Origin of the sequence: Azospirillum sp. B2RO_4 (assembly GCF_051124815.1) — a bacterium.
Taxonomy (GTDB): domain Bacteria; phylum Pseudomonadota; class Alphaproteobacteria; order Azospirillales; family Azospirillaceae; genus Azospirillum.
In genome coordinates this window covers 603,960-618,367 of the sequence record NZ_CP118488.1, presented here as the reverse complement: position 1 = coordinate 618,367, position 14,408 = coordinate 603,960, and the positions used below count along the sequence as shown (strand labels likewise).

Genomic DNA, 14,408 nt, shown 5'->3' with positions numbered 1-14,408 from the left:
CGTTATGGGACGTTCGGTTCAGGACTCCGCGATCTCCGGGATCTCCCGCCGCACGGTGCTGAAGGCCGGCGCCGCGGCAGCCGCTTTCGTCACCGTGCCGGTGGCCGCTCCGTCGATCCTGCGGGCGCAGACTTCGGCGGTGAAGGTCGGCATCCTCCAGCCGGTGACCGGTGCGCTCGCCCATGACGGCGACCTCGGCCGGCTGGGCGCGGAAATCGCCATCAACGAGATCAACGCGGCCGGCGGCATCAAGTCGCTGGGCGGCGCCAAGCTGGAGATGGTGTTCGGCGATGCCCGGTCCATGCCCGAAGCCGGCACGCAGGAGGTGGAGCGCATGCAGGCCGACGGCGTCTGCGCCATCGTCGGCGGCTTCGCCAGCCCGATCTGCCTTGCCGCCTCGCAGGCGGCGGCGCGCTACGACCTGCCCTATCTGGTCGATGTCGGCGTATCCGACCAGATCATGTCGCGCGGCCTGACCAACACCTTCCGTTTCAGCCCCGGCTTCGGCAAGGTCACGCAGGTCGCGCTCGACAATCTGACCGCCATCAACGACAAGGCGGGCAAGCCGGCCAAGACCGTGGTGCTGGTGCATGAGGACGGGCTGTTCGGCTCCGGCCTCGCCAAGCTGCTGCAGGCAGAGTTGCCGAAGCGCGGCTTCGAGGTTCTGGAGACCATCGCCCATCCGACGCCGGCGCGCGACATGTCCAACGTGGCGCTGCGCATCCGCTCGCTGAACCCCGATCTGGTCATTCCGTCCAACTACTATGGCGAGTTCGTGCTGCTCGCCCGCACCATGCAGCAGCAGCGCATCAAGCTGAAGGGCGTCTACGCGATCCTGGGCGGGGCGGCGTCGAACGGCCGCTTCGTCAAGGAATTCCCGCAGGCCGCCCAGAACGTCATCGACTGCAACCACTGGCACGATCCGAAGAACCCGAAGGCGCTGGCCCTGCGCAAGACGGTGGAAGGGCAGGGAAAGTCTTTCGCCTACAATGTCTCGCTGAACTATTCGAACGTGCTGCTTCTGACCGACGCCATCGAGCGGGCCGGCTCCACCGACCGCAAGAAGATCATCGAGGCGCTGAACGCCTCCACCTTCGCCGGCCACATCATGCCCTATGGCCCGACGCAGTTCGTCAACGGCCAGAACCAGGGCGCCACCCCGATCAACACCCAGATCCAGGGTGAGGACATCAAGGTGATCTATCCGGAGGCATTCGCCGAGGCGAAGGCCAACTTCCCGGCGGCCTGATCCATTTTTCGCCGTCGCATCTCCGCATTCCCCCCACCCGCCCGCGACGCCGCAAACCGGCACATCGCGGAGCGGGTGAGGGGACCATTCCCCTCATGCGCGGGCTGCCATGTATTCACCTCAGATCATTCTGGAAGCGTCGCTGAACGGTCTGATGACCGGCGCGGTCTATGCCCTGATCGCGCTTGGCCTGACGCTGATCTACGGCGTGCTCCACATCATCAACTTCGCCCATGGCGCGCTGTTGACCTGCGCGATGTTCGCGGTCTGGATCGCCTGGGCGGTGTTGGGGATGGACCCCTATCTGGCAATCCTGCCGCTGGTGCCGCTGATGTTCGCGCTCGGCTACGGCCTGCAGCGCTTCGTCATCGGGCCGGCCAGCCATGGCGACGACGGCAACATCCTGCTGGTCACGCTGGGCCTGTCCATCGTGCTGGAGAATGTGCTGCTGGCGCTGTTCCAGTCCGACACCCGCACGCTCGACACCGATTATTCCTTCCAGGTGGTGGCGCTGGGGCCGCTGCTGCTCAGCTACCCGCGCCTGATCGGGCTGGGGGTGGCGGTGGTGGTGACGGGGCTGCTGTGGCTGGTGCTGAACCGCACCGACACCGGCAAGGCGATCCGTGCCGTCGCCAAGGAGAAGCTGGGCGCCAATCTGGTCGGCATCGATGTGCCGCATGTCTATGCCGTCACCTTCGGGCTTGGTTGTGCCTGTCTTGCCGTGGCGGCGGGGCTGCTGATGCCGACCTTCTACGTCAACCCGCGCATCGGCGGCGCCTTTGTGCTGGTGGCCTTCACGGTGGTTGTGCTGGGCGGCATGGGATCGATCCCCGGCGCGCTGCTGGGTGGCCTGTTCATCGGCGTGGTGGAAAGCCTGTGCGGCCTGTTCCTGGGCGACAGCCTGGGCCAGATCGGCATCTTCCTGATCTTCATCGCCGTGCTGCTGGTGCGGCCGACCGGCCTGTTCGGAGCCAAGGCATGACCGCGCGCGACCTGATCCCGATCGCCGTCCTCGCCATCCTGGCGGCGTTGCTGCCGCTGGTGGTGACCTCCAGCCCGGTGTTGAACTTCCTGGTCTTCATGCTGATCGTGTCGCTGGGCGCGCAGGGCTGGAATATCCTGGGCGGCTTCGGCGGCCAGTTCAGTTTCGGCCATGCCGCCTTCTTCGGCACCGGCGCCTATGTGACGGCGATCCTGCAACTGCGCTACGGAATCAATGCCTGGGCCGGGCTGGTGCTGGCGACGGTTGCCGGCGGTGTGGTCGGCTGGGTTATCGGCTTCCTCAGCTTCCGGTCGGGCCTGCGCGGCTCCTACTTCGCGCTGGTGACGCTGGCCTTCGCCGAGGTGTTCCGCATCCTCGCCAACGCCGCGTCCTTCACCGGCGGGGCCGCCGGCCTGCTCATCAAGCTGGACGTCCGTGCGGTCAATCTGCAATTCGACGACCGCGCCGTCTTCTATTGGCTGGTGCTGGCCTTCGTTGCCGCGGTGCTGCTGCTGACGCGCTGGATCCAGCGGTCGCGCTTCGGTGCGCAACTTGTGGCGGTGCGCGAGAACGAGGATGCCGCCAAGGCGTTGGGCGTCGACTCCCTGAAGGTGAAGCTGCGCGCCATCGCCCTGTCCGGCGCGGTGACGGCGCTGTCCGGCTGCCTCTATGCCCAATACTTCCTCTACATCGACGCCAACATCGCCTATGGCAGCTGGATTTCGGTGGAGCTTCTGCTGGCCCCGATCATCGGCGGCGTCGGCACCGTCTTCGGCCCGGTGGTGGGCGCGCTGACCCTGCACGGTCTGGGCGAGGTCGCCAAGCAGTTCGCCGGCCGCATTCCCGGCATCGACCTGATCGTCTTCGGCGGCGTGCTGGTGCTGGCCGTGGCCTTTGCCCGCGGCGGCATCCTGGGACTGCTGGAGCGGATGCGCGACCGTGGCCGGGGGATGATGGCGCGCGGACCCAAGGAGGTTTCCCATGCTGGCCGTTGAGAGCGTTTCCAAGCGTTTCGGCGGGCTGATGGCGGTGGACAACGCGACGCTGTCGCTGCAGCCCGGCGGAATCATCGGGCTGATCGGCCCGAACGGCGCCGGCAAGACCACACTGTTCTCAATGATCTCCGGCTTCATCGCTCCGACCGACGGACGCATCCGCTTCGAGGGCGCCGACATCACGGCGGAGGAACCGCATCGCCGGGCCGAGCGCGGTATCGGCCGGACCTTCCAGATCGTCCAGCCCTTCGCCGGGTTGACGGTGTGCGAGAACATCGCGGTCGGCGCCTATCTGCGCCACGCCAAACGGGCCGACGCCACCGCCAAGGCACGCGAGGTGGCGCGCCGGGTGGGCTTGGGTTCCGAGCTGGATCGGCCTGCCGGCGGGTTGACGGTTGCCGGGCGCAAGCGGCTGGAGCTGGCCCGCGCGCTCGCCACCGAGCCGAAGCTGCTGCTGCTGGACGAGGTGCTGGCCGGGCTGAACCCGTCGGAGATCCGCGACATCATCCCGGTGATCCGGGGCATCTGCGACGAAGGGGTGACGATCCTGATGATCGAACACGTCATGCAGGCGGTGATGAACCTGTGCGAGCGCGTCTATGTGCTGGCACAGGGCCGCATGATCGCCGAGGGGCCGCCCGCCGTCGTCTGCGCCGACACCCGGGTGATCGAGGCCTATCTCGGCCACGGCGCCGCCGCCCGGTTGAAGGCAGAGGGGGCGGCCCATGGCTGAGCAGCTTCTGGAAATCCGTGGGCTGAAGACCGGCTATGGCGCCACCGAGGTGCTGCGCGGCATCGACATGGCGGTGCATGCCGGCGAGATCGTCACGGTGCTGGGCTCCAACGGCGTCGGCAAGACGACGCTGAACAAGGTGCTGTCGGGCGTTCTGCCGCCCTGGACGGGCGAGATCCATTTCGGCGGCAAGCGCATCGACGGCAAGTCCGCCGCGCGCATCGTCGAGGAGGGGCTGATCCAGGTGCCGGAAGGCCGCAAGATCTTCCCCAACCTGTCGATCCGCGAGAATCTGGAACTCGGCAGCTACCGCCGGGGCAAGCCGAACCGGGCGCGGAACCTGGAGCGCATCTTCGCGACATTCCCCCGCCTGAAGGAGCGCGAAACACAGTTCGCCGGCACCCTGTCGGGCGGCGAGCAGCAGATGCTGGCAATCGGCCGCGGCATGATGGCGGAACCGCGCCTGCTGATCCTCGACGAACCCTCGCTCGGCCTCTCGCCCCTGGTGGTGGAGGAGATGTTCGGGCTGATCCGCAAGCTGAATGGCGACGGGCTGGCGATCCTGTTGGTCGAGCAGAACGTCGTCCAGTCGCTGGAGGTCGCCCGCCGGGCCTACATCCTCGAAAACGGCGTCTTCGCGCTGTCGGGACCGTCCGACGAAATCGCGCGCGACCCCGAATTGAAACGCACCTATCTGGGACTGTGAGCGATGCCCGCTCCGGCCCTCCCCCGACATCTTCCAACCCTGACCCGGTGGTGCGCGACGGCTTCGCGTTTCGCCGCCGGGGGGAGCGCTTGACATGACCGTCCCCAGCATCAGTTTCCGGGACCGACTGGCCCAGGACCGGGTCGTCCTGGCGCCCGGAGTCTATGACGCCTTCACCGCTTCGATGGCAACCGCAGCCGGGTTCGAGGCGCTGTATCTGTCCGGTGCCGCCATCGCCTACACCCGGCTTGGCCGGCCCGACATCGGGCTGGTCTCGGTCAGCGAGGTGGCCGATACCATCGCCCTGGTGCGCGACCGGGTGCCGACGCCGCTGATCGTCGATGCCGATACCGGATACGGTAACGCGCTGAACGTCCAGCGCACCGTGCGCATGTTCGAACGGGCCGGCGCCACGGCGTTGCAGCTTGAGGACCAGAGCTTCCCCAAGCGTTGCGGCCACCTGACCGACAAGGCGGTGATCCCGGCCGGCGAAATGGCCGGCAAGATCAAGGCGGCGGTCGATGCCCGCATCAGCGAAGACACCCTGATCGTCGCCCGCACCGATGCGGTGGCGGTGGAAGGCGTCCCGGCGGCGCTGGACCGCGCCCGCCTCTATGTCGAGGCCGGTGCCGACGTGCTGTTCGTCGAGGCACCGAAAAGCCGGGAGCAGCTGTCCGCCATCGCCACCGACCTGGGCGGCATCCGCCCGCTGCTGGCGAACATGGTGGAGGGCGGGCAGACGCCGATCAGCTCCGCGTCGGAGTTGGGTGAACTGGGCTATCGGCTGGTGATCTTCCCCGGCGGCATCGTGCGGGCGCTCGCCCGGCAGGCGCAGGACTATTACGGGTCGCTGGCGCAGCACGGCACCACCCAGCCCTTCCGCGACCGCATGTTCGATTTCAACGCGCTGAACGAGCTGATCGGCACGCCGGAAATGCTGGCGCTCGGCGAAACCTACAAGGACTTCACACCCGCCAAGCGGGAGGACGCAGCATGACCATGAAGACCGCCACCATCGACCCCGTCACGCTCGCCGTCCTGAAGGGCCGGCTGGAGCAGATCGCCGACGAGATGGACGCGACGCTCTACCGTTCCGCCTTCAATCCGATCATCGCCGAGGCGCGCGACGCCTGCCACGGCCTGTATCATGCCGAGACCGGCGCCACGCTGGTGCAGGGCACCAACGGCCTGCCGATCTTCGTCGGCGCCATGGCCTTCGCGGTCAAGGCGGTGATCGACAAGGTGGCGCGCGAAGGCGACCTGCATCCCGACGACATCTTCCTGTTCAACGACCCCTATGACGGCGGCACCCACCTGAACGACTTCCGTCTGGTGCGGCCGATCTTCCGCCATGGCCGGCTGTTCTGCTGGATGGCGTCGGTCGGGCACTGGCTCGACATCGGCGGCAACGTGCCGGGCAACTTCAACGCCCGCGCCACCGACAGCTTCCAGGAGGGCGTGCGCATCCCGCCGGTCAAGCTGGTCAAGGCCGGCGTGATGAACCACGACCTGCTGGCGATCCTCGCCGCCAATTCGCGTGTGCCGGTGTCGAACTACGGCGACCTGAACGGGCAGCTGAACGCGCTGGATCTGGGTGTGCGCCGCCTGACCGAACTGCTGGATGAGCATGGCGAGGAGACGGTCGCCGCCGCCTTCGACGCCTTCACCGCGCGGGCCGACGCGCTGATGCGCAGCGCCCTGTCGAAGCTGCCTGACGGCACCTACAGCTTCGAGGACTATCTCGACAACGACGGCATCACGGCGGACCGGCTGCGCATCGCGCTGGACCTGACGATTGCAGGTGACCGGATGACGTTGGACTTCTCCCGCTCGTCGGCTCCCTGCGCCGGGCCGCTGAACATCGCCTATTCGACCGCGGTCGCCTGCTGCTACGTCGCGCTGAAGCATGTCTTCACCGACGTCCCGGCCAATGCCGGCTGCCTCAACCCGATCACCTTCGTCATCCCGGAAAGCACCCTGCTGGCGGTGAAGCCGCCGAAACCGGTCGGCGGATACACCGAGACGATCCTGCGCGTTATCGGCGTGGTGTTCGGCGCGCTGGCGCTCGCCGATCCGGCCCGCGCAACCGCCGCTCCCTTCGGCACCATCAACGCGCTGTCGCTCGCCGGCCACCGCAAGGACGGCTCGCGCTGGGTCATGTTCTCCTTCTTCGGCGGCGGGCTGGGCGGCAATCCGGAGACGGATGGGCTGAACCACGCCAACAACCCGATCTCCACCGCCACCATCCCGCCGGTGGAAATCCTGGAAGCGGCCTATCCGGTCATGTTCACCCAATGGGCGCTGCGCCCGGACTCCGCAGGCGCCGGCCTGCATCGCGGCGGGTTGGGCGCGGTCTATGAGATCGAGGCGCTGACCGATGCCGACGTCTTCCTGCTGGGTGAGCGCGGCGTCTTCGCGCCCTTCGGCGTGGCCGGCGGCAATCCTGCGGCGCTGAACCGCTTCACCTGGCAGAGCGACGATGGCGAGAAGTCGCCGCCGCTCGCCTCCAAGGTCACCGACGTGAAGATCCGCGACGGCCAGCGCGTGCGGCTGGAGACGCCGGGCGGCGGCGGCTGGGGCGATCCGAAGCGGCGCGATGCGGAGGCCGTCGCCCGCGACGTGCGGCTCGGCTATCTCGGCATTGAGGCGGCGCGCAGCGCCTATGGCGTGGCGCTGACCGACGACGGCGGGCTCGACATCGCCGCCACCGCCACACTGCGCGAATCCCCCGCCGCCTGACGAACCCGGAATCAAGACCATGAGCAACGGCATTTCCAAGGGTGCAATCGTCGGCGTCGATGTCGGCGGCACCTTCACCGACCTGTTCCATTACGACGAGGCGCGCGGCAGCTTCCGTACCGCCAAGGTCCCGTCCAACCGTGGCGACGAGGCGGTCGGCTTCCTGGCCGGCCTGCAGAGCTTCGGCCCGGTCGCGGACCTGGGCTCCATCGTCCACGGCACCACCGTCGGCACCAACGCGCTGCTGGAGCGCAAGGGCGCCAAGGTCGGCCTGATCACCACCGCCGGCTTCCGCGACGTGCTTGAAATGCGCCGCCGCGACCGCCGCCACACCTGGGGCCTGTGGGGCGATTTCGTCCCCGTGGTCGACCGCGACATGCGGCTGGAGGTGGCGGAGCGCACGCTGGCGGACGGCACGATCCGCACAGCCATTGACCCGGAGGAGGTCCGCGCCGCCGCCCGCCGGCTGGCCGACCAGGGGGCGGAGGCGCTCGCCATCGTCTTCATCAACGCCTATGCCAACCCGGCCAACGAGCTGGCGGCGCTGGAGGCGGCGCGCGAGGTCTGGTCGAACGCCAACCTCGAATGTTCGTCGCGCATCCTGCCGGAAATCCGCGAGTTCGAGCGCACCTCCACCACGGCGCTGAACGCCTATCTCCAGCCGGTGGTCGGCAGCTATCTCGCCAAGCTCGACAATGCGCTGGCGGGGGAGGGGTTCGGCGGACGTTTCCACATCGTGCAGTCGAACGGCGGCGTGATGTCCACCGACACCGCAAGGCGGCTGCCGGTGCGCACCGCCCTGTCGGGGCCGGCGGCCGGCGTCATCGCCGCGGCGGCGATCTCCAAGGCGGCGGGCTTCCCCAACGTCATCACCGGCGACCTCGGCGGCACCAGCTTCGACGTGTCGCTGGTGGTGGAGGGGCAGACCATGCTGGCCGCCCAGACCACCATCGATTTCGGTCTGGTCGTCCGCACCCCGATGATCGAGATCACCACCATCGGCGCCGGCGGCGGCTCCATCGCCGGGGTCGATCCCGGCGGCATGCTGCAGGTCGGGCCGGAGAGCGCCGGCTCGCGGCCGGGACCGGTCTGCTACGGCCAGGGCAACACCCGCCCGACCCTGACCGACGCCAACGTGCTGCTCGGCCGCATCAATGCCGAGCGTCCAATCGGCGGCAAGCTGGCGCGGCTGGACGTCGAGGCCGCCCGCATCGCCATCGCCAAGCATGTCGCCGAGCCGCTGGGCCTCGACGTCATGGCGGCGGCGGAGGCGGTGGTGCGCATTGCCAACAGCAAGATGGCCGGCGCCATCCGCCTCGTCTCCATCGAGCGCGGCCATGATCCGGCCAAGTTCGCCGCGGTGCCCTTCGGCGGCGGCGGTGCACTGCATGTCGGCGCGCTGATCAAGGAGGTCGGGCTGAAGGCGGCGTTGGTGCCGCGCTTTCCCGGCGTGACCTCGGCGCTCGGCTGCGTCATCGCCGACATCCGCCACGATCAGGTGCAGACGGTCAATCTGCCGCTGGCCGGCATCGACGCCGGATCGCTCGACCGCCGCATGGTGGAGGAGGCCACGGCCGCCCGCGCCGTTGTGGAGTCCGCCGGGCTCAGCGTCGAGCGCATCGACCTCGTCTTCGAACTCGACATGCACTACATCGGCCAGACCCACACGGTCGCCGTGCCGCTGCCGGTGTCGGTCGAGAACGGTAGCACGGGGATCGACGAGGCGACCATCCGTGCCGCCTTCGAGCGTGCCTACCAAGCCTCCTTCAGCCGGCTGCTGCCGGGGGTGGGCGCCAAGATCGTCAATCTGCGCACCGCCGCCATCGGCCGCCGCCCGCATTTCGATCTCTCCGCCCTGGCTCCGGCGGCCGGGACGACGGTGGAGGGCGCCTATGCCGGGTCGCGGCCGGTGTGGTTCGATGGGGCCTGGCACGAGACGGCCGTCTACAACCGGCTGGTGTTGCCGGTCGGCGCCGTGATCCAGGGGCCGGCGATCCTGGAGCAGCCGGACGCCACCACCGTCATCGATCCCGACCTCAGTGCCCGTGTCGACGGCTTCGGCAACGTCATCGTGGAAAGGAGCGCCCGATGAGCCCCGCTGCGGTTCCGATGGAGCGCACCGCGCTTCTGGTCTGCGACCTGCAGAACGACTTCCTGCATCCCGAGGGAGCCTATGGCCGCGCCGGGCAGACGGCGCCGGAGATCCTGGCACTGCCGGAGCGGGTGAAGCCGCTGGCCGATCTGCTGCGCTCACGCGGCGGCTGGGTCATCTCCACCAACTTCACCCTGGTGCCCGGACGCGGTGGGGAGCCGATGATCTCACCGCATCTGAAGGCACTCCGCCCCTTCCTGACCAAGGGCGATTTCATGCCCGGCGGCTGGGGGCATCGCACGGTGGACGCGCTCCAGCCGGTCGATGTGGAGGTGGAGAAGGTCGCCTATTCCGCCTTCTACATGTCGCGGCTGGAATGGGTGCTGGCGAAATGCGGGGTCGAGCGGCTGCTGGTCTGCGGCATCGTCACCAATGGCGGCGTCGCCTCGACCGTGCGCGATGCCCATGTCCGCGATTTCGACACGGTCGTGTTGGAGGACGGCACCGCCGCCTTCTCGCCTCAGTTGCATGAGGTTTCCATCGCCGCCCTGCGCCCGGTCTGCCGGGTTGCGACCGTCGCCGCGATGCTGGAGGAGGTGGCAAGCTCATGAGCCGCATCCTGCCCGCCGACGGTGTGGAGTTCGAATTCACCGTCCCCGTCGTCGTGATCGGCGGCGGAGCGGCCGGCATGATTGCGGCGCTGGCCGCTCATGAAGAGGGAGCCGGTGTGCTGGTGCTGGAACGCGACGCGCTGCCTCAGGGCTCCACCGCCCTGTCGGCCGGTCTGATCCCGGCGCCGGGCACCCGCTGGCAGCGCGACGCTGGGATCGAGGACAGTCCGGAGCGCTTCGCCGCCGACATCATCGCCAAGGCGAAGGGCGAACCGGACCCGGCCAAGGTCGCCCGCGTCGCGCAGGCGGTGGGGCCGGCGCTGGAATGGCTGGCCGACCGCTATGGGCTTCCCTTCTCGGTGGTGGGCAATTTCAGCTATCCCGGCCACAGCGCCCGGCGGATGCATGGTCTGCCCAGCCGGTCTGGGGCGGAACTGATCGACCGCTTGCGTGGGGCCGTCGAGGCCGCCGGCATCGACGTGCTGTGCGAGGCGCATGTCACGGCGCTGTATGCCGATGGCCCGGTGGTGCGAGGTGTGGAAATCACCCGGCCCGACGGCAGTGTGGAGCGGGTCGGCTGCGGCGCGCTGGTTCTCGCCTGCAACGGCTATGGCGGCAACAAGGCGCTGGTTGAGCGCCATGTGCCGGAACTGGCCGATGCGCTCTATTTCGGCCATCCCGGCAACCAGGGCGACGCGCTGCTGTGGGGTGAAGCTTTGGGCGCGGCCACCCGCCATCTGTCGGGGCACCAGGGCCACGGCTCCGTCGCGCATCCGGCTGGGATTCTCGTCACCTGGGCGACCATCACCGAGGGCGGCGTGCAGGTGAATGCCGAGGGCCGGCGCTTCTCCAACGAGGCACAGGGCTATTCGGAACAGGCCGCAATCGTGTTGCGCCAGTCGGACGGCATCGCCTGGACGGTCTTCGACGAGCGGATCGCCGCCATCGCACGCCAGTTCGAGGATTTCCGGCAGGCGGAGGCGATGGGGGCGGTGCTGAGCGCCGACACGCCCGCCGAGCTTGCCCGTCTGATGAAGATCGACGCGGACGCTCTGACTGCGACTCTCGCCGACATCGATCGGCTGAAAGGGGAGGGTGGAACCGACGGCTTCGGCCGCGGTTTCGCCGGTTCGGCGCCGCTGGTTCCGCCTTACCGGGCCGTCCGCGTCACCGGTGCGCTGTTCCACACCCAGGGCGGGCTGGTCGTCGATGATGACGCGCGCGTTTTGGATGCCACGGGGACGCCGCTGCCCAACCTCTATGCCGCCGGTGGGGCCGCCTGCGGCGTATCGGGATCCAAGGCGTCCGGCTATCTGTCCGGCAACGGCCTGCTGACCGCGGTGGCGCTGGGCCGCATCGCCGGGATGGCCGCGGCCGGTGCCGTCGTCAAGGAGAAAACCCAATGACGCAACAGTCACGCAGCCTGTTCGAGAAGGTCTGGGACGCCCATGTCGTGGCGACCCGGCCGGACGGTCAGGCCCTGCTCGCCATCGACCGCCATTTCCTGCATGAGGGCTCCTTCCACGCCTTCGGCATGATCGACCATGCCGGCCGCAAGGTGCGGCGGCCGGAGCTGACCTTCGCCGTCGCCGACCATTACGTGCCGTCGCACAGCCGGTCCAGGCCGATTGCCGATCCCGAGATCGCCAACATGGTGACGATGCTGGAGGCGAATGCCGGCCGCCACGGCCTGCGCCATTTCGGGCTGCACGACCCGGCGCAGGGCATCGTCCATGTGCTGGCGCCGGAACAGGGCCTGACCCTGCCCGGCCTGACCATCGTCTGCGGCGACAGCCACACCTCCACCCACGGCGCCTTCGGCGCGTTGGCCTTCGGCATCGGCGCCACCGAGGTGTCGCATGTGCTGGCGACCCAGACCCTGTGGCAGCGCCGGCCGAAGACCATGCGAGTCACCGTGGACGGCGTGCTCGGGCCGCATGTGACGGCCAAGGACCTGATCCTGGCGGTGATCGCCGCCATCGGCGCCGACGGGGCCGCCGGCCATGTCATCGAATATGCCGGCAGCGCCATCCGCGCCCTGTCGATGGAAGGCCGGCTGACCGTCTGCAACATGTCGATCGAGGCCGGTGCCCGTGCCGGCATGATCGCCCCTGACGACACCACCTTCTCGTGGATCGAGGGGCGGCACTTCGCCCCCAAGGGTGCGCTGTTCGACCGGGCGGTGGAGCATTGGCGGACCCTGCCCAGCGATCCCGGTGCCGTCTTCGACCGCGAGGTGACGCTGGATGCCGCCGCCATAGCGCCGGCCGTGACCTGGGGCACCAGCCCGGAAACAGCGGTTCCGGTGACGGCGGCGATCCCCGATCCCGGTGCCGAGGCCGACCCGGTGCGCGCCGGCCAGATGCGCAAGATGCTGGACTACATGGGCCTCGCCCCCGGCATGCCGCTGGAGGATGTGTCGATCGACCGCGTCTTCATCGGTTCCTGCACCAATGCCCGGCTGGAGGATCTGCGCGCCGCCGCCAATGTGTTGCGCGGCCGGCGCGCCGTGGTGCCGGGGCTGGTGGTTCCCGGCTCGGTTCCGGTGCGTCGGCAGGCGGAGGCGGAGGGGCTGGACCGCGTGTTCATCGACGCCGGGCTGGAATGGGGGGAGCCTGGCTGCTCCATGTGCGTGGGCATCAACGGCGACCTCGTTCCGGCGGGGGAGCGCTGCGCCTCCACCACCAACCGCAACTTCCCCGGCCGCCAGGGGCCGAATGCCCGCACCCATCTGATGAGCCCGGCGATGGCCGCCGCTGCCGCCGCTACCGGCAGGCTTACTGACGTCCGCAAGCTGGGAGCCGTATGAATGGACCCCTTCGTCACGCTGACCGCACCGGCGGTGCCGCTCGACATCGCCAACATCGACACCGACCAGCTTCTGCCGGCCCGCTTCCTGAAGAAGCCGCGCAGCGCCGGCTACGGCAACTTCCTGTTCCATGACGAGCGCAAGCCCGGCTTCCCGCTGGACGATCCGGCCTATGCCGGGGCGGCGGTGATGGTGACCGACCGCAATTTCGGTTGCGGGTCCTCGCGGGAAGGGGCGGTCTATGCGCTGGTGGATGGCGGCTTCCGCTGCGTCGTCGCCCCCAGCTTCGGCGACATCTTCGCCGCCAATGCCGCCAAGAACGGTCTGCTGACCGTCACCCTGCCAGAAGATGCGGTTGCCACCCTGCGCCGCCAGCTTCAGGAAGCGCCGGGCGCCGCAGTCACCGTGGATTTGCCGGCCCAGACCCTGACCGGTCCCGACGGGCGGGCGCTGCCCTTCGCCATCGACGCCTTCAAGAAGGAGTGTCTGATCGAAGGGCTCGACGACGTCGCGCTGACCCTGCGCCACCAGGACGCCATCGACCTCTTCGACCAGCGCGACGCCGAGCGGCGGCCCTGGGTGGTGCCAGGGGTGGTGCCGGGCGTGGTCTGAACGGCGGCGCCTTACCCCTGGCCGCTCCGCTCCTCATCGGAAACGCCGGAAACCGACAGGTCGGGCTCGATGCCCAGCACCTCCGCGGCGATGCGGGCGACATTGCCGTTGACGGGGGGCGGGGCGATGTTCACGCCCTCCTTCAGGGCATTGGTGACGATCTCCAACACCTTGATGCGGGCATGCCATTTGGAGTTCGCCTCCACCGCGTGCCAGGGTGCCTGCGGGGTGGAGGTGCGGTCGAACATCGCCTCCGCCGCCTTGACGTAATCGTCCCATCGGGCGCGGTTGCGCAGGTCCTCCTCCGTCAGCTTCCAGCGCTTATAGGGGTTCTTCATCCGCTCGCGGAAGCGTTCCAGCTGCTCTTCCGGGGTGATGTGCAGGAACAGCTTGATGATGCGCACGCCGTCGTCGGTCAGCAGCCGTTCGAACTCGTTGATCTCGTCATAGGCGCGCTTCCATTGCTCCTTGGTGGCGAATTTCTCCACCCGCTCCACCATGACCCGGCCATACCAGGACCGGTCGAAAATGGCGAAGGTGCCGGCCGCCGGCAGCTTGGTCCAGAAGCGGTACAGGTAATGCTTTCCCTGCTCCTCCGCGGTCGGGGAGGAGATCGGCCAGACATGGAAGCCGCGGGGGTCGAGCGGCTCGGTCATGCGACGAATGGCCCCGCCCTTGCCGGCGGCGTCCCAGCCTTCGAACACCACGATGGCGCGGCGTCTTTCGTGCCAATAGGTCTGCTGGATGTGCAGAAGCTCCTTCTGCAGCTTGCCGAGTCGGCGGTCGTACTCCTCCGCCGTATCGATCCGCACCGTCTTCTGGTCCAGTTTTCCGAGGCGGATTTTCGGGACCTTACCGGACTTCTCGGCCATTAGGTGCA

General features: G+C 68.6%; 13 protein-coding genes. 12 read left to right on the top strand and 1 reads right to left on the bottom strand.

Translation table 11 applies throughout. The features are described 5' to 3' along the window. Positions 1 to 4: 4 nt before the first annotated feature. From PWS46_RS23325 to leuD, 12 genes are all read left to right on the top strand, one after another. Complete coding sequence (locus tag PWS46_RS23325; RefSeq protein WP_434623247.1) at positions 5 to 1,249, top strand: ABC transporter substrate-binding protein; 1,245 nt, start codon at positions 5 to 7, stop codon at positions 1,247 to 1,249. A gap of 109 nt (positions 1,250 to 1,358) precedes the next feature. Beyond that, positions 1,359 to 2,231, top strand: a complete 873-nt coding sequence (locus PWS46_RS23320; protein ID WP_149200950.1) for a branched-chain amino acid ABC transporter permease — start codon at positions 1,359 to 1,361, stop codon at positions 2,229 to 2,231. Beyond that, positions 2,228 to 3,226 (top strand): branched-chain amino acid ABC transporter permease, encoded by a 999-nt coding sequence (locus PWS46_RS23315; RefSeq protein WP_434623246.1) that lies wholly within the window; start codon positions 2,228 to 2,230, stop codon positions 3,224 to 3,226. Before PWS46_RS23320 ends, PWS46_RS23315 begins: the two co-directional genes overlap by 4 nt. Next, complete coding sequence (locus PWS46_RS23310) at positions 3,213 to 3,959, top strand: ABC transporter ATP-binding protein (RefSeq protein WP_434623245.1); 747 nt, start codon at positions 3,213 to 3,215, stop codon at positions 3,957 to 3,959. Before PWS46_RS23315 ends, PWS46_RS23310 begins: the two co-directional genes overlap by 14 nt. Next, positions 3,952 to 4,665, top strand: a complete 714-nt coding sequence (locus PWS46_RS23305; RefSeq protein WP_434623244.1) for an ABC transporter ATP-binding protein — start codon at positions 3,952 to 3,954, stop codon at positions 4,663 to 4,665. The genes PWS46_RS23310 and PWS46_RS23305 overlap by 8 nt, the downstream gene beginning before the upstream one ends. A 94-nt stretch (positions 4,666 to 4,759) precedes the next feature. After that, positions 4,760 to 5,662, top strand: coding sequence for an isocitrate lyase/PEP mutase family protein (locus PWS46_RS23300; protein ID WP_434623243.1), 903 nt, complete (start codon positions 4,760 to 4,762; stop codon positions 5,660 to 5,662). Further along, a complete protein-coding gene (locus PWS46_RS23295) occupies positions 5,659 to 7,404 on the top strand; it encodes a hydantoinase B/oxoprolinase family protein (protein WP_434623242.1) in 1,746 nt (581 codons plus the stop codon). Before PWS46_RS23300 ends, PWS46_RS23295 begins: the two co-directional genes overlap by 4 nt. 19 nt (positions 7,405 to 7,423) lie before the next feature. Continuing rightward, positions 7,424 to 9,496, top strand: a complete 2,073-nt coding sequence (locus tag PWS46_RS23290) for a hydantoinase/oxoprolinase family protein (RefSeq protein WP_434623241.1) — start codon at positions 7,424 to 7,426, stop codon at positions 9,494 to 9,496. Then, positions 9,493 to 10,107 (top strand): cysteine hydrolase family protein, encoded by a 615-nt coding sequence (locus PWS46_RS23285; RefSeq protein ID WP_434623240.1) that lies wholly within the window; start codon positions 9,493 to 9,495, stop codon positions 10,105 to 10,107. The genes PWS46_RS23290 and PWS46_RS23285 overlap by 4 nt, the downstream gene beginning before the upstream one ends. Continuing rightward, positions 10,104 to 11,513 (top strand): FAD-dependent oxidoreductase, encoded by a 1,410-nt coding sequence (locus tag PWS46_RS23280; protein WP_434623239.1) that lies wholly within the window; start codon positions 10,104 to 10,106, stop codon positions 11,511 to 11,513. Before PWS46_RS23285 ends, PWS46_RS23280 begins: the two co-directional genes overlap by 4 nt. Further along, entirely contained in the window at positions 11,510 to 12,916 is a 1,407-nt protein-coding gene (leuC, locus tag PWS46_RS23275; RefSeq protein WP_434623237.1) for a 3-isopropylmalate dehydratase large subunit, read from the top strand. Before PWS46_RS23280 ends, leuC begins: the two co-directional genes overlap by 4 nt. Further along, positions 12,917 to 13,528 (top strand): 3-isopropylmalate dehydratase small subunit, encoded by a 612-nt coding sequence (gene leuD / locus PWS46_RS23270; protein WP_434623235.1) that lies wholly within the window; start codon positions 12,917 to 12,919, stop codon positions 13,526 to 13,528. Between the two features lie 11 nt (positions 13,529 to 13,539). Here leuD and PWS46_RS23265 read toward each other — a convergent pair whose 3' ends face one another. Beyond that, complete coding sequence (locus tag PWS46_RS23265) at positions 13,540 to 14,400, bottom strand: polyphosphate kinase 2 family protein (RefSeq protein WP_434623234.1); 861 nt, start codon at positions 14,398 to 14,400, stop codon at positions 13,540 to 13,542. Between the last annotated feature and the right edge of the window lie 8 nt (positions 14,401 to 14,408).